The organism is Caldococcus noboribetus, assembly GCF_055389385.1.
Map to the genome: position 1 here is coordinate 529,782 of NZ_AP042475.1, position 25,870 is coordinate 555,651.

General features: G+C 57.3%; 24 protein-coding genes and 1 tRNA gene. 12 read left to right on the forward strand and 13 right to left on the reverse strand.

Annotated elements, in window-relative coordinates:
* Positions 1-85 precede the first annotated feature (85 nt).
* Positions 86-604, forward strand: coding sequence for a hypothetical protein (locus tag ACZ5GQ_RS02885; protein WP_013266051.1), 519 nt, complete (start codon positions 86-88; stop codon positions 602-604).
* A gap of 192 nt (positions 605-796) precedes the next feature.
* On the opposite strand, the gene ACZ5GQ_RS02890 is transcribed toward ACZ5GQ_RS02885, so the two are convergent.
* Positions 797-3,712: a type B DNA-directed DNA polymerase gene (locus tag ACZ5GQ_RS02890; protein WP_498857130.1), complete on the reverse strand. Its 2,916-nt coding sequence runs from the start codon at positions 3,710-3,712 to the stop codon at positions 797-799.
* A gap of 253 nt (positions 3,713-3,965) precedes the next feature.
* Positions 3,966-5,189, reverse strand: coding sequence for a M48 family metallopeptidase (locus tag ACZ5GQ_RS02895; protein ID WP_498857131.1), 1,224 nt, complete (start codon positions 5,187-5,189; stop codon positions 3,966-3,968).
* A gap of 210 nt (positions 5,190-5,399) precedes the next feature.
* Between ACZ5GQ_RS02895 and albA the strand changes: the two genes are divergently transcribed.
* Positions 5,400-5,699 carry a DNA-binding protein Alba gene (albA, locus tag ACZ5GQ_RS02900; protein ID WP_498857132.1) on the forward strand — a complete coding sequence of 100 codons (300 nt, stop codon included), beginning with the start codon at positions 5,400-5,402 and terminating at the stop codon, positions 5,697-5,699.
* A 19-nt stretch (positions 5,700-5,718) separates the two neighbouring features.
* Here the strand turns inward: albA and cmk are convergent, their stop codons facing one another.
* The gene (gene cmk, locus ACZ5GQ_RS02905) at positions 5,719-6,276 is read right to left on the reverse strand and encodes a (d)CMP kinase (protein ID WP_498857133.1); all 558 of its coding nucleotides are present in this window, start codon (positions 6,274-6,276) and stop codon (positions 5,719-5,721) included.
* Between the two features lie 86 nt (positions 6,277-6,362).
* Here cmk and ACZ5GQ_RS02910 point away from each other — a divergent pair, with 86 nt between their 5' ends.
* A complete protein-coding gene (locus ACZ5GQ_RS02910) occupies positions 6,363-7,037 on the forward strand; it encodes a hypothetical protein (RefSeq protein ID WP_498857134.1) in 675 nt (224 codons plus the stop codon).
* Here the strand turns inward: ACZ5GQ_RS02910 and ACZ5GQ_RS02915 are convergent.
* Positions 7,003-8,028 (reverse strand): AbrB/MazE/SpoVT family DNA-binding domain-containing protein, encoded by a 1,026-nt coding sequence (locus ACZ5GQ_RS02915; RefSeq protein ID WP_498857135.1) that lies wholly within the window; start codon positions 8,026-8,028, stop codon positions 7,003-7,005. The two genes, ACZ5GQ_RS02910 and ACZ5GQ_RS02915, sit on opposite strands and share 35 nt — an antisense overlap.
* Before the next feature lie 185 nt (positions 8,029-8,213).
* Here ACZ5GQ_RS02915 and glnA point away from each other — a divergent pair, with 185 nt between their 5' ends.
* A complete protein-coding gene (gene glnA, locus ACZ5GQ_RS02920) occupies positions 8,214-9,563 on the forward strand; it encodes a glutamine synthetase family protein (protein WP_498857136.1) in 1,350 nt (449 codons plus the stop codon).
* 56 nt (positions 9,564-9,619) lie between these two features.
* Here glnA and ACZ5GQ_RS02925 read toward each other — a convergent pair whose 3' ends face one another.
* On the reverse strand, positions 9,620-9,859 hold the full coding sequence (locus ACZ5GQ_RS02925) for a ferredoxin (protein ID WP_498857137.1): 240 nt from the start codon (positions 9,857-9,859) through the stop codon (positions 9,620-9,622).
* Between the two features lie 287 nt (positions 9,860-10,146).
* On the opposite strand from ACZ5GQ_RS02925, the gene ACZ5GQ_RS02930 reads away from it, so the two are divergent.
* The gene (locus ACZ5GQ_RS02930) at positions 10,147-10,923 is read left to right on the forward strand and encodes a proteasome assembly chaperone family protein (RefSeq protein WP_498857138.1); all 777 of its coding nucleotides are present in this window, start codon (positions 10,147-10,149) and stop codon (positions 10,921-10,923) included.
* Positions 10,924-10,936: 13 nt separating this feature from the next.
* Positions 10,937-11,410 (forward strand): Hsp20/alpha crystallin family protein, encoded by a 474-nt coding sequence (locus tag ACZ5GQ_RS02935; RefSeq protein ID WP_498857139.1) that lies wholly within the window; start codon positions 10,937-10,939, stop codon positions 11,408-11,410.
* Here the strand turns inward: ACZ5GQ_RS02935 and ACZ5GQ_RS02940 are convergent.
* Positions 11,405-13,489 (reverse strand): (Fe-S)-binding protein, encoded by a 2,085-nt coding sequence (locus ACZ5GQ_RS02940; protein WP_498857140.1) that lies wholly within the window; start codon positions 13,487-13,489, stop codon positions 11,405-11,407. The two genes, ACZ5GQ_RS02935 and ACZ5GQ_RS02940, sit on opposite strands and share 6 nt — an antisense overlap.
* Positions 13,490-13,653: 164 nt before the next feature.
* Between ACZ5GQ_RS02940 and gyaR the strand changes: the two genes are divergently transcribed.
* The 5 genes from gyaR (at position 13,654) to ACZ5GQ_RS02965 (ending at position 17,978) form a co-directional block, all read left to right on the forward strand.
* Positions 13,654-14,661, forward strand: coding sequence for a Rossmann-fold NAD(P)-binding domain-containing protein (gene gyaR / locus ACZ5GQ_RS02945; RefSeq protein ID WP_498857141.1), 1,008 nt, complete (start codon positions 13,654-13,656; stop codon positions 14,659-14,661).
* Between the two features lie 379 nt (positions 14,662-15,040).
* Positions 15,041-15,979: a carbon-nitrogen hydrolase family protein gene (locus ACZ5GQ_RS02950; RefSeq protein ID WP_498857142.1), complete on the forward strand. Its 939-nt coding sequence runs from the start codon at positions 15,041-15,043 to the stop codon at positions 15,977-15,979.
* Between the two features lie 33 nt (positions 15,980-16,012).
* On the forward strand, positions 16,013-16,858 hold the full coding sequence (gene udp / locus ACZ5GQ_RS02955; protein WP_498857143.1) for a nucleoside phosphorylase: 846 nt from the start codon (positions 16,013-16,015) through the stop codon (positions 16,856-16,858).
* A 69-nt stretch (positions 16,859-16,927) separates the two neighbouring features.
* Complete coding sequence (locus ACZ5GQ_RS02960) at positions 16,928-17,812, forward strand: dimethylarginine dimethylaminohydrolase family protein (protein WP_498857144.1); 885 nt, start codon at positions 16,928-16,930, stop codon at positions 17,810-17,812.
* Between the two features lie 88 nt (positions 17,813-17,900).
* A tRNA-Arg gene (locus tag ACZ5GQ_RS02965) sits at positions 17,901-17,978 on the forward strand.
* Between the two features lie 477 nt (positions 17,979-18,455).
* Here the strand turns inward: ACZ5GQ_RS02965 and ACZ5GQ_RS02970 are convergent.
* The 7 genes from ACZ5GQ_RS02970 to ACZ5GQ_RS03000 all read right to left on the reverse strand — a co-directional run bounded on the left by ACZ5GQ_RS02970 (position 18,456) and on the right by ACZ5GQ_RS03000 (position 23,807).
* A complete protein-coding gene (locus tag ACZ5GQ_RS02970; protein WP_498857145.1) occupies positions 18,456-19,127 on the reverse strand; it encodes a precorrin-2 dehydrogenase/sirohydrochlorin ferrochelatase family protein in 672 nt (223 codons plus the stop codon).
* Positions 19,124-20,296: a radical SAM protein gene (locus tag ACZ5GQ_RS02975; protein ID WP_498857146.1), complete on the reverse strand. Its 1,173-nt coding sequence runs from the start codon at positions 20,294-20,296 to the stop codon at positions 19,124-19,126. The genes ACZ5GQ_RS02970 and ACZ5GQ_RS02975 overlap by 4 nt, the downstream gene beginning before the upstream one ends.
* Positions 20,293-21,264, reverse strand: a complete 972-nt coding sequence (locus tag ACZ5GQ_RS02980) for an Lrp/AsnC family transcriptional regulator (RefSeq protein WP_498857147.1) — start codon at positions 21,262-21,264, stop codon at positions 20,293-20,295. The genes ACZ5GQ_RS02975 and ACZ5GQ_RS02980 overlap by 4 nt, the downstream gene beginning before the upstream one ends.
* Entirely contained in the window at positions 21,261-22,415 is a 1,155-nt protein-coding gene (locus ACZ5GQ_RS02985) for a TIGR04053 family radical SAM/SPASM domain-containing protein (protein WP_498857356.1), read from the reverse strand. The genes ACZ5GQ_RS02980 and ACZ5GQ_RS02985 overlap by 4 nt, the downstream gene beginning before the upstream one ends.
* A 74-nt stretch (positions 22,416-22,489) precedes the next feature.
* A complete protein-coding gene (locus tag ACZ5GQ_RS02990; RefSeq protein ID WP_498857148.1) occupies positions 22,490-22,780 on the reverse strand; it encodes a signal recognition particle subunit SRP19/SEC65 family protein in 291 nt (96 codons plus the stop codon).
* 14 nt (positions 22,781-22,794) lie between these two features.
* Positions 22,795-23,202 (reverse strand): helix-turn-helix transcriptional regulator, encoded by a 408-nt coding sequence (locus ACZ5GQ_RS02995; RefSeq protein ID WP_498857149.1) that lies wholly within the window; start codon positions 23,200-23,202, stop codon positions 22,795-22,797.
* Between the two features lie 101 nt (positions 23,203-23,303).
* Positions 23,304-23,807: a YbhB/YbcL family Raf kinase inhibitor-like protein gene (locus tag ACZ5GQ_RS03000; RefSeq protein WP_498857150.1), complete on the reverse strand. Its 504-nt coding sequence runs from the start codon at positions 23,805-23,807 to the stop codon at positions 23,304-23,306.
* A 200-nt stretch (positions 23,808-24,007) separates the two neighbouring features.
* On the opposite strand from ACZ5GQ_RS03000, the gene glmS reads away from it, so the two are divergent.
* A complete protein-coding gene (gene glmS / locus ACZ5GQ_RS03005; RefSeq protein WP_498857151.1) occupies positions 24,008-25,870 on the forward strand; it encodes a glutamine--fructose-6-phosphate transaminase (isomerizing) in 1,863 nt (620 codons plus the stop codon).

Genomic DNA, 25,870 nt, shown 5'->3' on the forward strand with positions numbered 1-25,870 from the left:
AGAAGTTGATAGCCCCTGTTTCGCGGAGGAAAACTATAATTTAGCTGGCTGCCACTGATCTGGTGAGTCGTGGAGGTGAGCTAGGTTGGCGGCTGAGGAGAGCTCCAAGCCAGTGCTGTACAGGCTAGTGCTCAGGAAGACGGCAAGGGGCCTGATCATACAGTTCAGGGGGCCAGGATCTCAGGGAAGGGAGGCCACCCTGGTAAGGATAGGCGGCAGGAAGGCCCAGCAGCTGTTTGACATGCTCTCCACCGCGCTTAAGAACGGCAACTACATAGAGGAGGAGGCCAGCACCGGGAACTACACCTCGTACAAGATAAAGCCCGAGGTCGGCGCCGCAGTTGGAGGCTTCCTGGTTATCACCAGGAGGAGCAGGGATCCGACCGCGTGGGCGCCGTACTTTGCCGACCTAATAGGGGGCACCAAGTATCCAGGCTCCCGCGAGGTGCTAAGCTCTGTGCTGAGCCTGGGCCTGCAGCTGAGCAAGATATCACCGCCTCCAGCAAGGGCTAGGATGCAGCTTAACCCCAAGATACTTGATGCCATAAGCGCGGGCCTCAAGGTCACAGCCAGGAAGCTGTGGGGCATAAGGAGCCCCAAGTGATAGCAGAGGCCCTATAATCTCTCCCATTATTTTCTTTATGTCATTCTTTACCCTCTCCCTTAGCAGAAAGGCCTTCCATTTGTTTTGGTAAAACCTAGAGCACTTAAACTCCTTCCACAGCTAGCTGTGTGGCGGATGAAGAGCGACTTCGGCCTGACCCATGGGATGAGGAACCGTGTGAGGGCTGACGCTTTAGAGGAGCTTCTTGACGCCTGTCATCTCATCCCATCTGACTCCAAAGGCGAGCAGGAACTGCTCAAAGGCAGACCTCACGTACTCCAGGTACTTGGCCGTGTCAACATCAGCTAACCTTGCAAGCCTCACGGGCTTAACGCCTACCTTGTCCTTAGTCTTCACAAACGATATTATGTCACCCCTGCTGACCGGGACGCCCTCATTTATGAGGAGCAGAGCCGCCTTGACGTGCTGCGGGGTGTTCTTCTTGTACTCCATTGGGTCCTTGCTCAGCATGACTGATATGGCCAGCTGGTCTAGCGTGTACTCCCTCCTCCTGAGCTTAGTGTAGATCTCCTGCACCTTCTCCCTGAGCAGGTCCAGAGTCTTCTCCAGGTCCTCAGGGCGCTGCAGGCTGCCCAGTATCTTCATAACGTCCGCCGTCTCAGACTTTATGAACTCAGGCGTGTTGCTCTTCTTGGCTACCATGCCCTTTATTATGTAGCTGTCCCCGTCAAAGCCGACGTAGTTCTTCTTGAGGCCACTGAAGAGCACCAGCCTGAAGGTCTTATCTATGTCAAGGTCCATACCAAGCTTCTCCTGTACGTACTTTATTATCTCATTAAGGGCGTCCTTCGGCGGGTCCCAGACGAAGAGGCTATCCGTGTCCCCGTAAAGTATGTGCAGGTTCAGCTCCGAGGCCTTGCGCAGGGTCTCGAGGAGCGTTGCCCTGCCTATTGCCGTGACGCTCTCAGCCACTGGGAGGCTGTAGAGCGCGAAGGCCTCGTTACCAAAGACCCCGTAGCTGGCATTTATGTATACCTTCATAGCCGCCTGAACAGTCTCGTACCAGAGCCTCTCCTCCTCGCTTAGGTTCTTGTCCTTGGCCTTCCTCTTGTACACCTTAACCCTGAAGTCCCTCAGCAGCCCCACGAGCTGGCTTGAAATGCCCTTCCTGTCCATGCATATCTTGTGCCCGACCTCGGGTGCCTCTACGTACTTCTGGCAGTAGGGGTTATCAACGGTCTCATAGCTCAGGTTCCAGTTCCTTATGACCGACGGGTACAGGCTCGCGAAGTCAAGCACTATCACATTGAAGAACACGCCCTGGGGCGGCTGGAGCACTATGGCGCCCCTGTACTTCTTGTCCTTTATTATGGCTGCGCTCCTCGGGGCCTGCTTGCCTATCATCCTCTCTATGTCCTCCCTGCTCGGTATCAGCAGGCCCCTCCGCCTGTGCTCCCAGTACAGGGTGCTCTTTATCCAGGCCGAGACCTGGGACCTTGAGACCTCCTCAAGGCCTGACTTGCTTATTCTCATCAGGAGGACCAGCAGGTTCCACGTCAGCTCGTTGTTAAAGGTTACGAGGCCCATAGTGAGCACGGAGTCCTGGAGGTTATAGGCGGCCAGCTCGTCAAGGCTCACGTCATTAAGGAACGTGCTTATCTCACGCTTGGTCTGGCCAAGGAGAGCTTCAGATACAGCCTCGAGGCTCTTCTCCCTGTACTTGTTGCCGAAGGCGTAGCTCTGCAGGGCCTTTATGTCAAAGACCCTGTGAAGGTCCACGTGCAGCCTCCCCTTGAAGGTCACGTAGTCCTGGAGGAACGCTATTGGTATGTCCTCAGGCCTCACGCCGAGGTTTATCAGCCTGTTGTAGATGTACGGCACGTCAAAGTTGTCACCGTTGAACGTGAACACCACGGCGTAGTGGCTCAGTCTCCTCAGCAGCTCAAGAAGCATGGCCCTCTCGCTGTCGAAGAGCTCAACCTCGCCGTCGACCCTCTGCTTGCCGCTGAACCGGCTTCCAGGCCTTGCCAGGAGGAGCACGGACCTGTTGCCCTTGTCGTCAACTATGGAGACGCTCATTACCGGCATGTCAGCCTCCTTGGGCTCAGGGAAGCGGCCCTCCCCTGGGGCCACGACCTCTATGTCAAAGGCCACCTTAGGTACCTTGGGCGACGGCTCCTCAAATATGTACTGCCAGTCAAGCGCCATGTCCTTCAGGTCCTCGGTGAAGGACTCCCTTATGAGCTTCTCAAGCTCCTCACTGCGCCTCCAGTTCCTCTGCCTCCAGCTGTCAGCCACCTCATAAGGCATGCCCGGTATGAGCTGGTTGTCGTAGATGTAGTTAAGGAAGTACTTTATGTCAGCCTCCCACACCCTGTAGCCCTTCTCTGCAAGCACGGTCCTCAGGGACTTGACGGCCAGGGGGTCGTTAGTTATTATCTTGGTTAGCTTCACGTCGCGGTTAGTGATGGGGTCCCTCTTGGTGACCACGGCAAGGTTGCTGAAGGACTTGTACTTGGTCAGGTCTATAGGGGGCCTGCCGTCCTCCCCAAGCTCCATGTTAGTCAGGAAGTAGGGCTTGTGGCCAGTCCTGTCAACCCACTTAACCACGCGGCTTGTCGAGGGGTCATATATGAAGGCAACGGCCTTGCCCAGGTCGCCGTCATATCTAACCTCAAGCAGGTAGCCTGACGCCTGGGCCACGTATGTCTCCTCCTGGAAGAGCCACCACTGGCCCGGGGCCTTCTGACCTTTCTGAGCCTCAACAAGGTAGTCCTTGGAGCTGGCGTACCAGGCGTAGGTCTCTGGGAGCTTGGCCTCGCTGGGCTCAGGCTCGCCTCTTGGCTGCCCCTCCTGCGCCCTAGCTGGGGCCTCGCGGGGCTCCTGCTTGTTGTCGTTCTGCTCAGCCGCTGGCCTCTGGGGGGCCTGCGGCAGCTCCTGAACGTTAGGCTCGCTCATAAAGTCCAGTATGCTCCTGGCGCCTCTCTTACCTGTGGCGGGCTCCAGCCGCCTCTGGGCCTGTTTTGCTGGAGCTCTACTGTTATCACTGTTCTTCTCTCCCGAGCTGGTAAAGGACTTAGATTTGCGCTCATCATTAGCTCTGTTCTGACCTCCTGCCTGGGGCTGCCCATCGCTGCGCAGCGCCATCTCTAGTTGCTTTAGGAACTCGTCCAGGTTTGGCCCCTTCTTCTTGGTGGCTGGCTCAGGCGTCAGGCTTCAACCCCACCTGTTAAGGCCGCGCTGGCACCTATTAACGAAAAAGCCCTGGCCGGTCCTGGGCCTGCCTAGGCGGCTTAGCCTTCAGTCTGGTTTCGGTATTATCCATTGTGCTGCGATCTGAGAAAGAACCTTAGGCAAAGGGTTACCTTTGCCTAAAACAAAAGGAGGAGTGCGGGCTAAGTTACGGCTCAACAGGGTTCACGGAATACTTTATGTTGTCGATGAACCTGAGCCTCTTAGGTATGGGTGGGTGAGTCGCGAACATCTCAGCCACCGGGTCCGTCCTCTCATTCTTTATCTTCTCTATGAGCTGGTCCACGTCATAGTCCCTGTACCTGCTCAGGTCGGGCTCCCTTCTCCTCCTCCAGGGCCACGCGTTCTCGTCGGGCTCATACAGGAAGCCTCCGTTTATCTCAACGAAAGGCGCCACTATGAAGAGCGCCTTAAGCATGGAGCCGCTGCTGGAGTTGACCTGGTGCTTAAAGTAGTTGTTGCCCTCCACTGCAATGTGAAGCCTTGCCAAGGCCCTCTGTATCTTCCTTGGGGAGGTAACCATGGCGCTGTTGGCGTCAGCGTAGTACTCCCTTAGCCTGTTGAAGTTGCCGACCAGGAACCTGAAGACGACACCCACAACCACCAGCAGCATTCCGACAAGCATTAAGAGTATGCCGCCGTTGATGCCGCCACCCCTGCCCCTCTCCTCGCCGCCACCGCCCCCAAAGAAGCCGCTCCAGATTAGCATCTGGCCCAGGTAGTAAACCGCTAGGGGTATGACGCTTAGCGCCAAAATCCATGAGACGTCCCTGTGCCTGAGGTGGCCCACTTCATGGCCCAGTACAGCCTCGACCTCGTCGTCAGGCATCAGATTAAGGAGCCCCCTGGTCACGGCCACGTAGCTGCCGGACAGGGGGCTGCCGTAAGAGAAGGCATTTGGTATGTTAGTCTCGGCTATCCTGAGCTTAGGGGTCTTTATGTGGCTCCTCTTGGCGACCTCCTCTAGCATGGCCTGGTACTTCCTCTCTTCGTCAGTCCTGGGCGGGTGGGTCCTGTAGACCAGGTTTATGAAGAACGGCGAGAGGAGCCACTGTATCAATATTATGAAGAACGTGAAGATGACGGCCGTCATTACTAGGTAGGAGCCCACAAGGGCGTACCCGAAGATGTAGCCTATTAGCTCGGCCACCCCTATGAAGACGCCGACCCCTGCCAGCACTATTGCTATGGCTGTTATAGCCATAGAAGTCCTCAGGCCCGCCAGGCTCTTTGGCTCACCTTTGATTGCCTTAGGCGCTATGGCTGCCATTAAAGCCACTGCGCCTCCGGCGGCTATTGAGGTTAGGATCAGGAGCCACCAGTAGGCCATCATAAAGGCGAAAAGCCCGAAGAGCGGATCATACACTATCATGTTGCGATCTCCTCCTGCCACTACTTACTTCACGTCTCTTCATAGTCCACTTCCAACTTGGAGAAGTTAAAAGCGCTAGCTTCAATTAAGTATGCCACCGCAAGGTTCTGTAAAACGCCGCCTCAGGAGGCTTGGGGCTCCAAAAAGCTTTTATATGAGTTATAGTCCTACTGCAAATCAGTCCATAGGTCTAGGTCTGAGGTGTCCGAAATGGTCTGTGAGGGCGCACCTGAGGTAAGGATCGGTAAGAAGCCTGTAATGAACTATGTTTTGGCAGTCCTGACTACCCTAATGGAGCAGAACGTCAGTCAGGTGGTGATAAAGGCCAGGGGAAGGAACATAACCAAGGCTGTGGACACTGTTGAGATAGTGAGGAGCAGGTTCGCCAAGAACGTCACGATAAAGGGCATTGACATAGGCAGCCACGACATAACTGTCACCGACCCACAGACGAACCAGCAGAAGACGAGGAGGGTAAGCAGCATAGAGATCTGCATAGCTAAGTCTTAAGCGCAGGGCTTCAGCGAAGTCAAACGGAGAGGGCCTTTTTGACGAAGGTAAGGATCACCTGATAGGTCTCCTCGATGCCCATCCTTGTGGTGTCAATTACCAGGTCATAGCTTGACAGGTCCCTTAGGTCTATGCCATAGTACTTGGCGAACCTCTCCCAGTGGCTTATCTCCCTCTGCGAGGCCTCAAAGAGGGCCTCGCTCTCAGGCTTAGAGTCCCTTAGGGCTATCCTCCTTGTCCTCTCAGGCAGTGACGCCTTGATATATATCGTGATGTCAGCGAGGTCCCTGAGGAGCCACCCGGCCAGGTGGCTGTCTATCACGACGCATCCCTTCCTGGCCTCGCTGAGTGACTCAGCGTCTATAGCAAGGTCTATGGAGGGGTCTCTCTCAGCGAGCCTGTTCAGCTCCATTAGGCTGACCCCCATCTTCTCCGCCAGGCTCCTGAAGGCTTGACCGGTGGTGTAGTACCTTAGGCCGAGCTCGGCCGCGAGCCTCCTCGCGTAGGTAGACTTGCCTGAGCCCGGCTGACCAGAGAACACTATAACGGGCCTGCGGCCGTTGCATATGGAGTTCAAGCTGCTAGCCCCCTCAAGGCTCTTAAGTTAGGCTGTTCAGATAAGCTTAATAGGCTCTTAGGCGTGTGCCTGCTCAGGTTCAAGACTTGTCCCAGCAGGGAGGCCCTAGGTCTAAGGCAGGGGCGTTCATAGTGTTAATAGCGCTTGCTGTAGTTCTAATTTCTACAAACTTAGCGTGGTACTTCAACTACACCTCCCTACAGCAGAGGTACAACAGCGTCAGCTCAAAGCTTCAGAACGTCACAGGCTACGCCCTGGAAACCGCCAAGCTGCTAAACGACAGCGTCAAGCTCCTCAAGGATTATGAGAACCTAACGAGGTACCTCAACACTACAGTAAACGTGCTAAGTGCCGAGAGGTCACTCCTGGTAACCAACGTGTCCCTGGAGCTTAACTTGGTGGCAGTGAAAAGCTTTGACGTTGCCGTGAACCTGACTATCGAGGCCAACCAGACCCCCAGCGTCTACTATAGGTATGAGCTGGCCACGGCCGCCTCGGAGGCGGCCAACCTAAGCGTGGAGGCCATAAAGTCTCTGCAGCTTATCGGGGGCGAGCTGGGGGCCAACTCCACACTTAATGGCTACCTCTCACAGGCGGAGCAGGCGGCCCAGAACCTCTCAGCTATAGCAAAGTCTCTAGTAAACGGGCCTGACCCTCAGCTACAGGGAGAGCTCACCTCAGTTACTGAGAGCTTCCTCTCGTCGCTGCTCAGGGCTGAAAGCTACATCATATCTCTTGCTCGGACCCAGAGTACTTCTTAAAGAGCGCGTGGCAGAGCAGCGTCTCCTCTATATTCTTTATTATTCTCGCTATGTCCAGGGTCTTTGCCAATATGTAGGCGTAGGCGGCAGTTGAGCCGCGCACTATGTCGCTGAGCTCCCCCTCAAGGTCAAGCAGGCTCTTGAGCTTGAAGTACGCGTCCTCTTCCTTCTTTATGCTCGGCGGCTCCACCCCGAGCGAGGCGGCCACCAGCGATACCTCAAGCACCTGGAACAGGAACTTGACTCTCTCCTTCTCGTCCTGCGTGAGCTGGCTGTCCAGGGTCAGGAGATCTTTGCCGAGCTTGTAGAAGGACTCGTTGACGAGAACCATCAAGCCGACTCCAGCCATGAGGAGCCTGTTCAGGTGCTCCTGCGATATCCCATAGCCCACTCCCTTGGCGCCTGACCTGAGGGTCCTGAACGCTAGCCCCCTCAGGTCGCTGTAAATGCTCTCAAGCTCCTCCTCGGTCATCCTTATGCCGGCGACGTGCTGGGAGAGCCTTGAGAAGGCTGAGGCGAGGCTCCTGCCGTAGTTGGCCAGCGCGTTGGTTATATCATCCCTGTACTCCTCTATGGTGACGTTGACCTCGTACATGTTGTTTAGGTAGACCTTGACGCTGTCGTTGTTTATTGTATCTGAGACCTTGCTTATCTTCTCCACCAGGTCAGTCCTTATGGGCCTGTTGGAGTAAAAGGTGAGCCCGTCAAGGCCTGATAGGTAAGCGCAGAAGACCATGCGCCCCAGGTGCTTGCATATGTTGAGGTGCTTAAGCGAGAAGGACGCGGTGAGGGGCCTGCCCTTGACGTAGGGTATGACCACAAGCCTATCGCCATCCTCAACTATAGTTACCATGCTTCCTGCCTTGAGGCCGTGAGACCTAGCCCAGTCGCGCGGCAGCGTTATTATGAGCGAGGAGGTGCCAAGCTTCTGAACCTTGCGGGGAAGGACGCGGCCCTCCAGGGACCCTTCATCGGAGGTGAGGGCTTTCAAGCTGCTCCCTATTAAAGTATACAGAGTGGGACAAATAAATGTACAGCGGTTAAAAGCCTTCCACCATAATCCTACAAGTATTTGTATATGTCTATCATAAAAATTAAAGCTGGTGTTTTATCTGAAAAGGCTCAGAAAAATTTATAACCTGGTGTGCTACAGGTTACCTTGCCTGTGAGGCCGACATGGGCGAGGCCGAGGCAGGCAAGGATCCTGAGTTCCTGGAAGTACAGTATATAGACCTACCAGGAGTCGTTCGCTCAGTAACTATACCTTACGAGAGCTACCTTAAGAAGTCAGACGGAATCATTGCAGCCTTTGACGGCAGCAGCGTTGAGGGCTTCGAGCCGATAAACAGGAGCGACCTGCTTTTGGCAGCCGACAAGTCAACGTTCTCAAGGATACCGTGGAGGCCCGAGAGGGCCAGAGTCCTTGGCAAAATATACGAGCCGGGCGGCCAGAGGTACCAGAAGGACCCAAGGTACGTGGCCGAGGCCGTAATAAAGTACCTTGCCGACAACGGGTACCACCCCCTTGCAGGCGCTGAGGTCGAGTTCTTCCTCTTCAAGTCCATTAAGATAGACATCATAAACCCACTGAAAGGCATAGGCTACTCAGTGGTGAGCCAGGAGCAGCCGTGGGACACGGAGGCGCCGCACGGCGTAGTTAAGAAGGCCTACCACCTGCCAGAGCCCATGGACACCCTTGAGCCCATAAGGGAGAAGATGCTGAAGTACTTCAGGGCGTTTGGATATGACTTCAACGCGACTCATCACGAGGTCGCGGTGTCCCAGTCGGAGGTGAGCGTGAAGGCCGGCGACCCGCTGTTCGTAGCTGATGAAATAGTCACATTCAAGCAGGTGGCCAGGCAGGCGGCCAGGGAGAACGGCATGGTTGCGGTCTTCCTTCCGAAGCCGCTCTATGGCGACAACGGTAGCGGGCTTCACTTCCACCTGAGCCTATGGGACTCCAAGGGTAACAACCTCTTTGCAGGGGATGGCAGCGAGCTGAGCCAGACCGCCAGGTACTTCATAGGGGGCATACTTGAGCACGGCAGGAGCCTTGCGGCCTTCGTGGCGCCTACCGTTAACAGCTACAGGAGGCTCGTGCCTGGCTACGAGGCTCCAGTGTACCTCGTGTGGGGCTATTCCAACAGGAGCGCCGCTGTGAGGGTGCCGGCCACAGGAGGTAACAAGGACCTGGCGAGGGTGGAGTTCAGGAGCCCAGACCCCCTCTGCAACCCTTACCTGGCCCTGGCGGCTACGTTCCTTGCGGGCTACGATGGCATAGTTAGGAAGATAGATCCCGGCGACCCGGTCAGTGACAACGTCTATGAGATGGAGGGCGAGAGCCTCAAGACGCTGCCCAGAAGCCTCGACGAGGCCCTTGATGCCCTGGAGAGTGACTACCAGTACTTACTGCCCGTTATGAGCAAGGAGCTGATAGACTCTTACATAGAGGTCAAGAGGAGGGAGTCGGACACCATAAGGATGTACCCATCACCTGTGGAACTCTACATGTACATGAGTTATTGAACCTGCAAAAAGGGGCGCTTTGGTTACTTTTTCTTAATTTAAGATATTGCAGGGCTTTATGCGGGCTCGACGTGAATTATGCTAGTGGGGCAGCTCTGCTGGGCAGCCTCAGCGCAGTCCTTCATATCGTCTGGTATCTGGCCAACATTTATCGTGTTGGGGTCCGTCCTCCACTTGGCTATTATCTGGCTCTTGCCGTCCACGTCACTCATCTCGAAGACGTCTCCGCAAAGGCTCACGCACACCATGTCTGCTATGCAGTTATCCCTGGGGTCTATCGAAACCTTCAAGGTCACTCTAGGTCACCACCCTTGCCGACTCACATGTTCTGGCTGAACAGGTACAAAAACTTTATTACGGGTTAGACAAGGACTGTTATTAAATAGCAAATATGAGTTTCTTTCCGATATATCGCTAAAGCTTGCCATATAGCGCCTTGAGTTTTGAGTGTTCTAACCGAGACCCACTGGGCAGACTAGGCCTCTGTTGCAAGGGGTAAGATCGCCTGGCATCGCCAATACATGTCGTGTTCTTTATTTTATTTATTATTGTTTGCGGCGCAGCAGTAGGAAGGTGCTGCAGGGTGCCCCTGGCGGCTTATGAAGAGGAGATCCTAGGCTACAACTTCATAGAGTACGGCGAGCTTGGCAAGCCCAAGTACCTAGTGCTTGGGATACCGGACGCCGGCCTGGTAGGTCCTATAGCATCAGGCCACATAGTGGGGAGCCTCAAGCTAAACGACGCCGTAGGCATAGAAAGCTACGGCTACCTACCCCCAGCAGCTGTCGTAGTCAACGGCTCGGTTAAGTACCCGATAAGGATATACTCAGGCAGTAACATGGCCGTCCTCGTAACTGAGGTAATGCCGGTTGCCAGCGGCATAGTGCCCTTAGCTATCGCTATAGTGGAGTTCGCCAGGAAGAGGGGGATAGAGTACATAATAGGGATCTCCGGCCTCGGCAACCCAGCTAGGGCTGAGGCTCAGCCCTCGCTCTACTGGCTCGCAACCACTCCTGAGGCCGAGGCGCTGGCCGCGCCGCTAAAGGACATGGGGAAGCCGTTCCCTGACGGCCTCATAGTGGGCCCCTATGCGACCATACTGAAGGAGTCCGTGAAGAGAGGAGTAAACACCCTACTGCTGCTGACCGACTCATTTGTTGACATACCTGACCCGGAGGCCGCGGCCCTTGCGGTTCAGGGGCTCTCGAGGGTCACTGGGATAAGCGTCGACGTGAGCCAGCTGCTCCAGGAGGCCGAGACCCTGAGGCTGAGGCTTCAGGGCATGGCCAGGGAGGCCAAGGACGCCCTGGCCAAGGTAGGTAAGGGCTATGAGTACAGGGCTCCACTAATATATAGCTGAGGGCTGACCAGAAATGTCATACGACGACATCTTCGAGCGCATGAGGAAGAGGGCGCTGAGGATAATGCGCGACATAATGTCAGACTTCGACGAGATGGAGGCCTGGATGAGGTCCATGGTGGACGACCTTGAGGAGGAGATGAGGCCTGAGCAGCTGTTCGAGGAGAGGCTCAAGGAGCTCAGGAGCGGCGTGCTGAGCCCGCTCATAAGCATACACGACAGGGGCGACCACCTGGTAATAGTGGTGGACCTTTCAGGCTCAGACCCGCGCACCGTTGACGTCAAGCTGACCCGGGACAGGATAGCGGTAAAGGCCCAGATAAGGAGCGAGGCCCTGAGGAAGGCCTACGGCCAGGTGTCGTGGGCCAGGAAGGTAAGCTACTACAGCGGGGAGCAGGCGCTGCCGGAGCCCGTTGATCCAAGGACCGCCAAGTCGGAGCTTAGGGGAGGAGTCCTAATAATAACAGTTAAGAAGGCTTCGTCATGAGCTTCCCTTGTCCTCCTTGACTGAAGCCCTAAGTATCTCAGCTATGTCCATAACTTCGAAGTTGAACTTGCCTGACTCAGCCCTGAACATAGTGTTGCAGAACGGGCAGGCGACTGCTACGACCCTCCTGCCCCCCTCGCCCAAGGTCTTTGAGGCCTCCTCAGCCCTGAGCGTAGAGATGCGCTCCCCCTTCTTCACCTCGTAGAACAGCTGCCCGCCACCGCCGCCGCAGCAGAAGCTCCTGGACCTGTTCCTCGGCATTTCCCTTATCCTGAGGCCCGTGGACTCTATGACGCTCCTGGGCTCCTCGTAGACGCCGTTCCACCTGCCGAGGTAGCACGGGTCGTGGTACGTCACCACTGCGTCAATCCCCTTGCCAGGCCTTATCTTGCCCTCCTTGACCAGCCTGGCAAGCACAACTGAGTGATGCTCAACCTCAAGCCTGTCCAGGACCTCGGCAAGCTTAGCCGTGTCCTCCCTCTTGGCTAGGTAGTCCCTGTAGAGTTTGTAGTTGTTCTTGAAGTTGTTAAACCCGTGGGGGCAGTTGACCAGAAGCTTCTTGAACTTGTACCTGCTGAGGACCTCCAGCGCCTGCTTCATGAGCTCAACGTAGAGGGCCTCGTCGCCTATGGCCCTCGCCGGCTCGCCGCAGCACCCCTGCTCAGCCGGTATGGCCACCTTAACGCCCGCGGACTTCAGGAGCGACACTATGGCCTCAGCAACGGGCCTTATCCTTGGGTCATAGGAGGTTATGCAGCCCACCCAGTAGAGGTAATCGTACTCCTCCCCCTCCTTAGCTATTATGTCGTCGCCGTACTTCTGGGCGAGCTCGTTGAGCCACTGCTCCCTATCATACGGGTTCGCGCCCAGCGGGTTGCCGTTCTGCTGCAGCCTGTAAAGCGCGTCAAGGGCGTCCTTGGGGACGTCCTCAGAGCCCACGCTGACCATGCCCCTCCTCACGTCTATTATAGTGTCAACGTGGTGTATGGTGACAGGGCACTCGTAGACGCAGGCCCCGCAGGTGACGCAGCTCCAGAGCGCCTCAGGGTTAACCTGTAGCCTTCCGCTGCCCCAAACCTGCTGGTCCCAGAGGCCCTCCCTCATGGCGTCACGCATGGTAACTATTACATCCCTGGGGCTCAGGGGCTTCCCTGCGGCGAAGGCTGGGCAGGCGTTGGTGCACCTCATGCATGAGGTGCAGGCGTCAAAGTCCAGGCGCTGCTTCCAGGTGGTGTCAGAGAGCTTGACCACTCCAAGGGGTTTGCCCTGCTCTATCCTCTCGTCGAGGTCCGTCACGGGCTTGACTCCCTGGGGGGCCGTGCCCTGCCTCTGGAAGGTCACGTTAAGGGACGCCGCGTAGATGTGCCAGAGGTTAGTGAACGGTATTATGGCCAGGGCTGCCATGGCTATGCTCATGTGGAAGAGCCACAGCCCCCTGTAGATCTCCTGGAGCTCTGGCACGGGCACGGTTCTGGCCCACATAAACACGAGGTAGCCGACCGGGTCAAACCAGGGCCTCTCCCAGGTGTACCTGTAGGCCACGCCGGCTATGCCGTCAACGAGGAAGCCAGTCACGACAATGACCAGGAGGAGGCCCAGCACAAGGTAGTAGTAGGGGTCCTGGGGCAGGTTGGGCGTGAGCTTAAGCCTTCTCCTTACAATGGCTATGGACGCGCCTACTATAACCATTAGGCCGGCCACGTTGTTGAGAAGCTTGTACACATAAAACACGTCGCCAGTGAGGAAGACAACCACGTGCATGTTTATTGCCCTGAGTATGGTCGCTATGAAGAGCCACCCTATGCCGTAAAATATCAGCGCGTGCATGACCCCTGGGAAGCGCTGCCTCAGGGTCTTCCACTGCAGCAGCGCGAACTTGGCGAAGTTCCTCAGCGCCGTGGAAACTGGGTAGCCAGGCGGCCAGCACATGAGCTTCCACTTGGTCAGGCCGTGGGTCCACCGCCTGTAGCCATCATAAGCCGCGTAGAGAAGCCATAGAAAGACCACAAAACCCACTGCATACACCAAGGCCTCGTACTGCCTGACCCAGACGAAGTTGACTATGCCTATGTAGGTCAAGCTAAGCGCCAGAAAACCTTTGAGGTCAATTGATATAAAAGCCTTGAACTATAGCCTGTACCTTTGCACCCTAGTAGGCTGTAATTTAGCTGGCCCGCTATTAGTGAGGCGTTTTACTCTACTGTATTTAATCCAAGCTTCCGCGACTAGCCAGGAGTGAGAGCTTGGAGCTCAGGCTCTTTGTGACCAGGGAGATCCCGTTCCCTGCCTTTGAGTCTGTGAAGAAGCTTTTCCAGAGGGTTGACGTGTGGCCTGAGTACAGGCCCCCAACCAAGGAGGAGCTAATTTCGAGGGCCAGGGGCGCTCAGGCCCTGGTCACTACGCTTGAGGACAAGGTTACGTGCGACGTGATAGAGGCCCTGAGCCCCGAGCTCAGGATCATAGCCCAGTACGCCGTAGGCTTTGACAACGTGGACCTTGAGTGCGCCACAAAGCACGGCGTCTACGTTACTAACACGCCTGACGTGCTCACCGACGCCACCGCAGACCTGACCTGGGCCCTCATACTTGCTGTGGCCCGCCGGATAGTGGAGTCAGACGCCTACGTCAGGAACGGGGGCTGGAGGAGCTCTGGCGCGGCCTGGCACCCTACTATGATGCTAGGCTTTGACCTGGTGGGCAAGACGCTGGGCATAGTGGGAGGTGGCAGAATAGGGCAGGCGGTCGCCAAGAGGGCCAAGGGCTTCAGCATGAACATAATATACAACAGCAGGAGGAGGCACCCCGAGATGGAGGCCCTAGGGGCAACCTATGTCGACATAGACGAGCTCTTCAAGGAGAGCGACGTAGTGACCTTGCACGTGCCCCTCACGCCAGAGACCCAGAACCTGGTCAACGAGGCCAGGCTGAGGCTCATGAAGAGGACGGCCATACTAGTGAACACGGCCAGAGGGAAGGTAGTCGACATAGACGCCCTATATAGGGCCCTCAAGGAGGGCTGGATAGCAGGGGCAGGCCTTGACGTGTACCCCAACGAGCCCCTTGACCCATCGCACCCAATAACTAAGCTGAGCAACGTGGTGCTGACACCCCACATTGGCAGCGCCACGAGGGAGACAAGGGCAAGGATGGCGGAGCTCGTCTACAGGAACCTCGAAGCCTTCAGCAGGGGGGAGAGGCCTCCGACGCTAGTGAACGAGGAGGTCCTTAGGGTTAGGCCGCCCGGCTTCTGAGCATCCATGAGCGTACTCCTATGGAGTATAACGCCAAAGATAGGAACCTGAATCAGCCTCCCCGCCCTCGAGGGTATAAACTCTTAAGAGTGCAGGCAAGTACAAAGTATCCTCGGCCCGTAAGGGCCGGTGACCTGAATTGGCAAAGAAGAAGAAGACTGCCACTGAGCAGCAGGGTGAGCAGAAGAAGTAAGCTGCTGGCGATTGCATTCTAAATTTCTAATATTACAGAAGATGGTCTTTTTGTTTTTCGTTGTTAGTCTTAGGCCAGTGCTATAACAGTGATGGCGAAAGCCTTCCCTTAATGATATAAGCCAAAAGCCTGTATAGGCTTTAAGTCCACTTCGCCTAACTGAACCAAGAGCTGCAGGTGCTGGCGATGCCGCTGAGGATAGCAGTGCTCCACACCCGCATAAGGCTTGGCGCCAGGAGGACCAACACCAAGAGGCTCCTTGAGCTAGCGGCTAAGGCAGTTAGTGATCATCCAGTCGATGTACTGGTTCTCCCGGCCTACCCGGTCACGGGCCCCATAGTGGGCTACTACCCTGACCAGAAGGTCCCCTCGATACTCAAGGGCTTTGCTGAGAGGATCTCAGAGTCAGAGATGCAGCTGAGCCCCACCCTAACCATGGTGTCGAAAGTTAGCGAGGAGTACGGGGTCTATGTAATAGCCGGCCCCCTCGTCGAGAGGGCTGGGCCCAGGCTCTACCTGACAACAATAGTTGTGGGCCCAAACGGAAGGCTAGTAGGCAAGTACAGGAAGGTGGCGCTCACAAGGAAGGAGAGGGAGAGCGGGCTCACCCCAGGCAAGGACGTCCTGGTGTTCGAGGTCGGGCGCACTAACGTGAAGGTCGGGATCTTCGTTGACGAGGACATAAACTACCCCGAGGTCCTCAGGTCCCTGTCATATAATGGGGCTGACGTCGTTATAGGCACTATGTTGCCTTTTCAGTCAAACTTCATAAGGATGAGGTCCGAGCCCGGCAACGGCATACTCACGTTGGACTATGAGCAAGTGATGGAGCTCCTGGACGTGAGGACCCGCGAGAACGGCTTCTCTGCCGTGCTTGTCGGGGGTGCCGTTGAGGGGTCTAACGGCCTCGGCTACGTGGCGTTTATGCCTACGATAATGGCCGAGCCTGAGAACGGCGTGATAAAGGACAGGGTCAGGCTCTTTGATGACCTTGACCTCCCAGTCTATGTTGAAGTCGACAGGGCCGCCTCAAGGGAGCCGAAGGACTTCCTCTACCCTCTCCTCAGGTCACTGTGCAGGAACAGCAGCGCTAAGGGAGGGGAGCCCGAGGAGGAAGAGCTTTAGTTCTAAGCAAGGCCTGCCCACGCAGGGGTCTGCTTGGAGGAGCGCATGTCTTCGGCTTCAAGGCCCTTCGACTCTGAGGGCAGGGTTTACCACCTGGGCCTCAGGAAGGGCGACGTCCCAAGGTACGTGCTGCTGCCAGGCGAGGTTGAGAGGGCCTCAAGGATAGCCTCATCCTGGGACAGGAGCTGGAGGCTGGCCCAGAGGAGGGAGTACTCAAGCTTCAGGGGCCTCTACAGGGGAGTTGACGTGGCTGTCATATCTACTGGCATAGGGGGGCCGGCCACGGCCATAGCCGTTGAGGAGTTACTTGAGCTCGGCGCTGACACCATGATAAGGGTTGGGAGCACTGGGGCAATACAGGACGACATAGAAGTTGGGGATCTAATAATAACTGCCGCCGCCGTCAGGATGGACGGCACCAGCTACCAATACGCCCCAGCTGGCTACCCGGCATCAGCCAACTATGAAGTAGTCATGGCCCTGGTAGAGGCAGCTGAGAGCCTCGGGGTCAGGTACCACGTGGGGGTCACGGCCTCAACCGACAGCTTTTACGTGGGCCAGGGGAGGCCGGGCTACGGGGGCTACATGCCAAGCTGGTCAAGGAACCTAATGCCTGACCTGAGGCAGATGAGGGTGCTGAACTTTGAGATGGAGAGCGCCACGCTCCTCACCCTGGCCAACATCTACGGCTTCAGGGCAGGGGCGGTACACGCGGTATACGCCCAGAGGGTCAGGGACGAGTTTGTTGCGCACGCCGGCGAGGAGAACCTAATAAAGGTGGCGAACGAGGCCGTGAGGATACTTCACGAGTGGGACGAGGCTAAAGGAAGGGCAGGCAAGAGGTACTTCTACCCGTCACTTCTGAAGTATAACTCCTGAGTGGCCTTCAGTGCGCTCAAGTTAACAGAAATTTAATGTTTGGGCATCAGGCCTAGCCTGGGACCTCGCATGGGAGGCCTTCTGGTCAGCTCGGAGGTGGGCAGGCTAAGGGAGGTCTTAATGCACGTGCCCGGCCAGGAGGTGACTATAGTTAACGAGAGCAACTACCGCCGTTACCTCTTCCGTTCCCCCCTGAACCTGGAGGAGGCCAGGAGTGAGGTTGAGAGCTTAATAGAGGTCTATCGAAAGGAAGGGGTTGAGGTTCACACTGTTGAGGGCCTAACTGACAAGCCGAATGCCATGTACGCCAGGGACCCGTTCTTCATGGGGCCCTCAGGCGCGATAATATCAAGGTTTATGTATGAGGTTCGTCGGGGCGAGGAGGTGGCCTTCAAGGAGAAGATAGAGAGCCTTGGCTACCCTATAGCGAAGGTTATGGAGGATGACGAGGTCTTTGAGGGGGGCAACGCCATGATGCTCTCCCCCAGCGTGGCGATCGCCGGCGTGGGGGAGAGGACCAACAGGAAGGGCCTCTGGTCCTTCATAGAGACGGTGAAGTCCATGGGAGTCGAGGAGGTAGTCGAGGTGCAGGTACCCATAAACGTCATCCACATAGACGAGTACATAGCTCAGGTTGACGTGAGGACTATAGTAACGGTGAGGCAGATGTTCCCGTGGGAGGCAATGGACAGGCTGCAGAGGCTTGGGTTTAATGTAGTGCCTATAGAGTATTCCCAGCTGCCTGGCGGCGTGAGCGCAAGGCTCTGCCTTAACATGGTGGCCCTCAGGCCCCTCAGGGTGGTCATGGGCGCTGGCTGCGACCCTGTCAGGAAGGTCCTGGAGTCGGAGGGAGTTGACGTGATAGAGGTCAAGGTTGACGAGGTTCTCAAGGGCGGCGGGGGCGTGCACTGCCTGACAGGGGTGCTGAGGAGGGATCAGGTGAGCGATAGCTAAGCCATTAGGTACGATGCTTACTTCTGGCCCTAGGAATCCAGTAAAGTTAAAATAAGGTTGTGGGCTACCCCTCTGCGAGGAGGCCGGTGGACCCGTAGCTCAGCCAGGACAGAGCGCCGGCCTCCTAAGCCGGTGGTCGGGGGTTCAAATCCCCCCGGGTCCGCCACATCGCAGGGCTCTTGTTTGACTTTTCCAATCTTTAATATTCCACCTCAGGAGGGTAATACCGTCTTTTCAAGGCGCTTGCAGAGTAACATCATAAAGCTGATGTCTGAGAACTAATATATTTGGCACTCCATAAAGTATACTGTAGGCTTCACGGTTGATCGCCTTGGTCTCAAAGGAGCAGGCCGTTAAGCTGATAGACGCAGCGCTAAGGAAGGTGGCCCTGGGGATGGTGGTTAACTTGGACAGCCACTTTTACATGATACACGGCCGCTCCTTTGCTGAGTCACTGGTAGAGGATCCCGTAGGCACCTACAGGGAGATGCTACACGTGGTGCCGGAGAGCATGGCAAGGACCATGATAAGGATAGCCATAAGGTCCCTCGGCAACTTCTCGGTAGTAGAGATAGAGAAGGCCCTTGAGGCCCTGAAGGAGGGGAACCCGGGACCCTTTCAAGAAATCATTAGTGGGGGTAGGCTAGGCTTTGCCAAGCGACTCGCGGGCTACTTCAAGGGCCCTCCTGAGGGCGCCCTCCTCGTCACCCTGCTCTACCAGTTTGTTAAACATCTCGTCCTCGGACACCTTGAAGTAGAGCGGCACCCTGACCTTGGGGTCGCTCACTGACCCCTTGAGCTCCTCCTTGAACTTACTCATGACCGAGAGGAGCGTCCTAAGGTACCTGTCAGAGCTGAGGCACTCAACTATCCTGTCCCTGGCCCTCCTGGCGGCGACCCCTGAGAGTCCCAGGGAGGTGACAGCCACCTTGAGGCCCTCTATGGGCTCTGCGGTGAACGGGTACACCACGTTGCCCTTCCTTGCCTCAGTGGCGTTGTTTACAAGGACCCCGAGGCTCAGGGCCCTCGAGGCGAGGTAGTCGTTGAGCTTCATGTCAGAAGTGGCTATAACCACTATGTGCGACCCCCTTATGAACCTGTCTACATCATCGCCTGGCCTGATCTCGGCCTTCACGAGCTCCACCTGGCCTGCCTTGAACGCCACCTCCAGCTCGTGGGAGAACTGGGAGGCCACCACTGTGACCTTGGCCCCTGCTGACGAGAACTCCAGGGCCCTCCTGGTCCCCACGGAGCCGCCGCCAAATACTACGACCCTGAGGCCGCTGACGTCTATGAAGAGGGGTATGAAGGTCAACCCTGACCCCTCCTGCGCCACAGCTCCACTGGGTCTATGAAGCAGAGGGGGTCGTCCCCCCAGAAGTCGCCGCTCACGGCCTCTGCCCTCCCCCTGCTCCCGCCCCCGCACACCAGCTTGAAGGGGCAGGAGCCGCACTTGGGCCCCCTCAGGTTCTCATAGAGCTTTATGAACTTGACAAGCTCTGGGTTATTGTAGCTTAGTATCTCCCTAAGGCTCTGCCTCCTCAGGTCGCCTACTATGTACTCGTCTATGAACTGACACGGCCTGACGGTGCCGTCCGGGTATATACTTACGGTCTTCCTGCCGCAGTCCCCCTGGGCGCTTATGAGCTTCAGGTAATCCATGAACTCACTGGCGTCCCTGGCGAGCAGGTCTGCTATGTAAATTCCCGCGAAGTTAGCCCTAACCAGCTCAACTTCAACCCTACCGGCGTACTCCTTGGCCTTATCAATTATGGCGTCGACAAACTCCTTGACCTGCTGGGGGCTCGGCAGCTCTGACACTATGTTCCTGGCCCTGCCTATGGAGTCGAGCAGGTAGTAGCTGACCCTGCTGGCCCCCAGCTGGGCCGCAAGGTCAACGACCTTGGGCGCCTCAGAGTAGTTCCACCTGGTGACAGTGGTCCTTATGCCGACGTCAAGGCCCTCCTCGACAGCGTTACGGATCCCCCTCACCGTCATGTTGAAGGCGCCCTGGACGCCCCTGAACTTGTCGTGGGCCTCAGGCCTGAGGCTGTCGAGCGACACCCCAACGTAGCTGAAGTTGAGCTCCCTGAGCCTCCGAGCCATCTCCCTTGTTATCAGGGTGCCGTTGGAGCTCAGGGCCATCTTGGGCCTCCCCTTCTCTGATATCAGCTTAGCCACGTCCCAGAACTCTGGCTTCAGCAGCGGCTCCCCTCCGCTGAAGATGACTAGTGGTATTCCAATCTCAGCCATCTCCTCGGCCACCTCGAGGAGCCTCTCCCTGCCGAGCTCTCCATGCCTTGGAGCTGGGCCGGCGTCTATGTAGCAGTGCTCGCACCTCAGGTTGCAGGCGTAGGTTATGTTCCAGAAGACCACTGGCCTGAGCTCCTCGCTGAACCTTGAGGGTGCGCCCTTGCCGTAGTGGCCCTTGATCTTGGTTGAGACAGTCCCTTTACCGGCAACCATGACGCTTACCGGTATCACCTTACCACACCCGGCTTCAGGTCCCTTATGCTGTAGATTACCCTGTACGACTTAGCCCCGGCGTCCCTGGCTATTATTCTGGCCACCTCCTCCACCAGGTCCCTCCTGACGGCGTGGATCATGGCGTAGCAGGGGTACCTCCAGGCCCCCTCAGGTATTGATGACCTGAGGACAACGTGCGTCGAGTGCTCGCTCCTGGCTGCGGCCTCGCAGAGCTCCTCGGCCGAGCCAGAGGGCTCCATGACAACCATGCCGTTCTCCTTGAAGCCGAGGGCCTCGCCGTCGACCGCGGCCCCTGGGTCCAGGAGGACGCCCGCCTCCAGCAGCCTTGGGATGAGCCTTACGACGCCCTCCTCAGTGAGCCCGCTTAGCTTAGCTGCCGCAGAATAGGGCCTAGACTCGAGCGGGAGCGACCTCAGGGCTTCCGGCAGCTTAGGGGAGATGCCCAGGGCCTCCGGCCTTGGGGCAGTGGGGGGCACCAGCGCGTACTTCCCAGCCCTTGAGACGCCCTTTATCAAGTCATACTTGACGCTGAGCTTGTAGGTCCTCACGGAGGTCAGGACCACGTACCTTGAGGCCCTGCCTATATGGGCAAGCTCCTCCGTGGCCTTAAGTATCTCGTCCATGTTGTTGCGCTTTATTACAACCCACACGTTGTAGTCAGGGTCGTCCCTTAGGTATGAGTGGGTCACCAGGGGGTCAGCCGCGGTGGCTTTGGCTATGGCATCTATGTCCTCGGCCCTCAGGGCCACCAGCGCGGCGTCCTTGCCCTGCGACCTGAAGTTATAGTAGAAGCCGACCCTCTTAAGGACCCCCTTGGACCTCAGAAGCCTGAGCTCCTGCAGCAGGGCCTCCTCGTCAACCCCAAGCGAAGAGGCCACCTCAGCGTAGGGGTCGGTAGACGTGAGGGGGAAGTTGTACTCCAGCTCCATTATGGCCCTTACCTGCAGGTCCGTTAGGCCGCTCAAGACGCCATCACCTCCTTTATGTTAACCCCGAGGCTTCCAGGCACATAGGGGCATGCGGGGTCCTCGCCTAGGGGGTCGCCGCTGTAGGCGAAGGCCCTCGCCCTACTGCCCCCGCATATCTCCTTGAACTCACACTGGCCACACCTGCCCCTGAACGAGGCCTCCCTGAGGCTCACCATGAGCTTTGAGCGCCTGTATATGTCAACTAGCCTCTCCCTCCTGACGTTACCGACCGGCACCGGGAGGAAGCCGCTGGGGTACACCATGCCGTCGTGCGAGACAAACACTATTCCCTTGCCGTCCCTAGTGCCCGAGGTCTCAAACCTGGCCTCTTCCCCAGGCTCGCCCATTAGGTCCCTGAGCTGGCTGGTGAGCCTCCTGTAAAGATCTCCAAGCCTCACAAGCTTTGAGGGCTCCAGTCTCCTTGAGCGGGCATAGTTAAGCAGCAGGGAGACCCTCCTAAACATGGGTCCCTCGGAGGTCCTGACGTTTATGCCGTACCTGCTGGCCTCGTAGAGGAATGCGCTCACGTCCTCCCACTCCTGCGGCGTCAGGTCCTCCCTGGCCTCCGCCCTGCCCACAGGCACTAAGTAGAAGACCTCCCAGACGTCAACTCCTAGGTCCCTGAGGAGCTTTACCATGCCTGGGAGTCCATCAACCGTGGACCTCATAACGGCAGTGTTGACCTGAACTCTGACCCCCCTCTTTATGAGCTCCCTTATTGCTGTCACGCCCGCCTCCCAGGAGCCCTGGTATCGCCTAACCTTGTCGTGAACCTCTGGGCTCGGGTGGTCTATGCTTATCGAGACCGCTGACACCTTGCCGCTGGCTATCATGTCCAGGCTGTCAAGCAGCGCCCTTGAAGGGCTGGGAGCCATGGCAACTGGCACTCCAAGGCTGTGCGCCTCGTCCACGAGCTCCCATATGTCGTCCCTTGACAGCGGGTCACCTCCGGTGAAGACCAGTATTGGATAGGGCCTTCCAAACTCCGCCACCTGCCTCACGAGCTCAAGGCCCTCAGCGTGGCTGAGCTCCCCTGGCAGGGGCCTAGTTATCGCTTCAGCCCTGCAGTGTATGCACGCCAGGGGGCAGGCCTTGGTGGTCTCCCAGAACACCAGCAGAGGCTTCTCCTCAAAGGGCCACCTGCCCATTCTGCTCAAGCTTCACGTCCCACGGCTGCAGCCGCGTATAGGCTATTGATAATTAGTATATGCACGCAAAGACCTCAGGACCTCATGGATTTGATCCTTGACGCTATGGCCCTAAGGGCCTCCTGTCTTCCCATCTTCTTGTCAACTATGACCCTTCCCCTGACCTCATACCATAACCTGGGGTAACTAGCCTCATCGGCTGTTGGATTGAGGCCCAGGTCCCTCGCAGCCTTGACTATCTCCTGCACGCTGGGGGACTTAACGCACTCGTCCAGCGACAGCCTTCTGCCCAGGGATCTGGGGTAGTTGCAGTCAAGGAACACGGGCCATATTATCATCTTTCCCTCTAGGTCCTCCTTGGGCATGGGGGACACCGTCATCAGCTAGCGGTCTGAACCCTCTGAACCCTGAGCTTCGCAATCTCCTTCTTAAGCCAGGCCTCAAGGAGGGGGCACGTGGACGGGTCGTAGTAGCCTCCCGCGCCGCACTCGCTGATGCGGGGGCAGGCCGCGCACGGTATGTCTAAAATGCTGCTGACGTCGACCTTTATGGAGAATGTTGGCGTGCCTACCTTAACCGCGTAAAGCTTGTACGTCCTCCTGCCGTTTACTGTGACCTCCTCGCGCCTTACAACTCCCCTGCGAATCAGCCTCAGGACAAGCCTTGAGCCCTCCCTGCTCGAGATGCCCAGCGTCTTCCAGAGCTCGCTCTGAAGGATGCCGTCCTTGTACTGACGTAATATGTCAATAGCCTTCTCCTCTAGGTCGCCGTTCTCGTTATCAGACATAGCTATCACCCTGTTAGTAGCTGTTCGGCAAACTTCACTAATTTTAAGTAAGCTTGAGAGAGCTTAATAAGTTTCTTGATAGAAAAGTAAGCCTTCAAGGCTCACTGCCTCGAGTACCTGCCCATGAGAAGGGAGTAGCCGAGCACCTTGCCCTTCATGGCGTTTAGAAGGGATAACGCGGTCACAGGTGATCTTAACGTGAGCTGTGACGACAGCGCGTGAAGGGCGAAGTAATACCTGTGAGGTCCGTGACCCTTGGGAGGACACGGGCCCCCGTAGCCTACGTCACCGAAGTCGTTAACTCCTTGGATCCCAACCCCTGGGATCTCCCTCGCGCCGCTTGAGCCGACGCCCTCCTCCAGGCGCGTCAGCGTTGGAGGGATGTTATAGATGACCCAGTGTATGAAGGTGCCGGAAGGTGCGTCAGGGTCGTACATTATCAGGGCAAGGCTCTTAGTGCCCTGTGGCAGCGAGGACCAGCTGAGCGGCGGGCTTAAGTCCTCGCCATCGCAGGTGTACCTGACAGGTATGACGTCACCCTCCTTAAAGGCCTCGCTGAGGAGCTGGAACTGGGCCCCCTCGCGGATCACGTACTCCTTAGCCAACTAGGTGCACACCTTTTAAACTGTAGGCTCTGGGAGAGCTTTAACCCTTAGCCAGTTGAACTTCTCGGAGGTCGGCTGAGACAGGTTACATCATCGCCTAGCTCAGCCCCGTGGCGTCCTCATCCCAACGATCCAGTGCCCCCAGCGCTTATATATGGTCCTCGCATAAGAGGAGAACTTATTAGTCCACGTCATTTTTAATGAGCAGGGCTAAGCCCTTGTGTGGCATAATAGGCGCCGCGGCCAGCTGCTCTGACGTCGTGCCCCTTATAATAAAGGGCCTTCAGAGGCTTGAGTACAGGGGCTACGACAGCGTCGGCATAGCTGTGGTGGGCGGCAACGGGCTGGCCGTGAGGAAGGGGGCCGGCGAGCTGGAGGTCGTCAGGAGGAGGCTCTCTCTAGATGAGATGAGCGGGCTCACGGGCATAGGCCACACCCGCTGGGCCACCCACGGGCCGCCCAATGACGTCAACGCCCACCCCCACACGGACTGCACGGGAACTATAGCTATAGTTCACAACGGCGTCATAAGAAACTACGCCTCCCTGAGGGAGGAGCTCCTGGCAAGGGGACACAGGATAAGGAGCGACACGGACACGGAGCTGGTGGCGCACCTTATAGAGGAGGGGGTAAAGGACGGCAGGGACTTCGTCTCGGCGCTGGCCCAGGCCCTAAGCAGGGTCGAGGGAACCTATGCCTTCGCCATAGTTAACTCGAGGGAGCCCGACAGGGTTTACTTCGCCAAGAACAGGAGCCCCCTCCTGGTTGGAGTAGGCGATAAGGTTAAGGCCGTGGCAAGCGACGTGCCCGCGCTCCTTGACATCACCAGGGACATCATATTCCTTGAGGACGGCGAGTTCGGCTACGTCACGCCGAGGGAGGTGGCAATTTACAGGCTGACGCCCTCAGGCTACGAGAGGCTCAGCGAGGAGGAGGTAAAGTCAAGGATTAGGCACGTTGACATAAGCCCGGAGGCCGCCAGCAAGGGAGGGTACCCGCACTTTATGATAAAGGAGATATACGAGCAGCCCCAGGCAGTGAGGGACACCTACGAGGGGAACGTTGAGGACCCAGCGCTTGAGAAGGCGAGCTCCGCCATATTAGGGGCCAACAAGGTGATAGTGGTAGCCGCCGGGACGAGCTACCATGCAGGGCTCGTGTTTTCATCACTGCTTGCGAGGAGGGCGGGCGTGCTGGCCCACACAATAATATCCTCGGAGCTGCCCTACCTGGTTGACAGCATTGACGGCGGGGACCTAATTATAGCGGTGAGCCAGAGCGGCGAGACCTACGACACCCTGGAGGCGGTGAGGAAGGCCAAGGAGAGGGGGGCCACGGTTGTTGGCGTTACTAACGTCCTCGGCAGCGCCCTTGACAGGGAGTCCCAGCTAAAGCTCTACACAAGGGCGGGCCCGGAGATCGGAGTCGCCGCCACCAAGACTTTCCTGTCGCAGGTGATGTTGCTAGAGCTCCTCTCAATAAGGGCCGGGGAGGCCTCGGGGAGGCTCAGGCCCTCTGAGGCAGGGGAGCTGCTCAGGGCCCTCAGGGAGGTGCCGCAGCTTTTGGCCAACACCCTTGAGGCCTCAGACCCAGTGGCCACGGCCCTCTCCAAGGGGCTCTCGGGCAGCGCCTACATACTGGGCAGGGGGCTCGGGGCCGCCATAGCCAGGGAGGGGGCGCTGAAGGTGAAGGAGATAGCATACATACATGCTGAGGCCTACCCGGCTGGCGAGAGCAAGCACGGCCCCATAGCGTTGGTGGAGAGGGGCTTCCCGGTCTTCATAGTAGCCACCTCCGACGCCAGGGAGATAGCGGGCAACGCGGTGGAGATGGCGGCCAGAGGGGCGAGGGTCTACGTTGTGAAGCCCGCCGACCTCGGACTTGAGCTTGAGGGCCGCGAGTCCATAACTAGGATCGACATGCCCCCATCGTCGGGGGTACTGGAGCTGGAGCCCTTCATACTGACCCCGCTGTTCCAGCTGCTCTCCTACAGGATAGCTGTCAGCAGGGGCTACAACCCTGACAAGCCGAGGAACCTGGCCAAGACAGTCACGGTGGAGTGA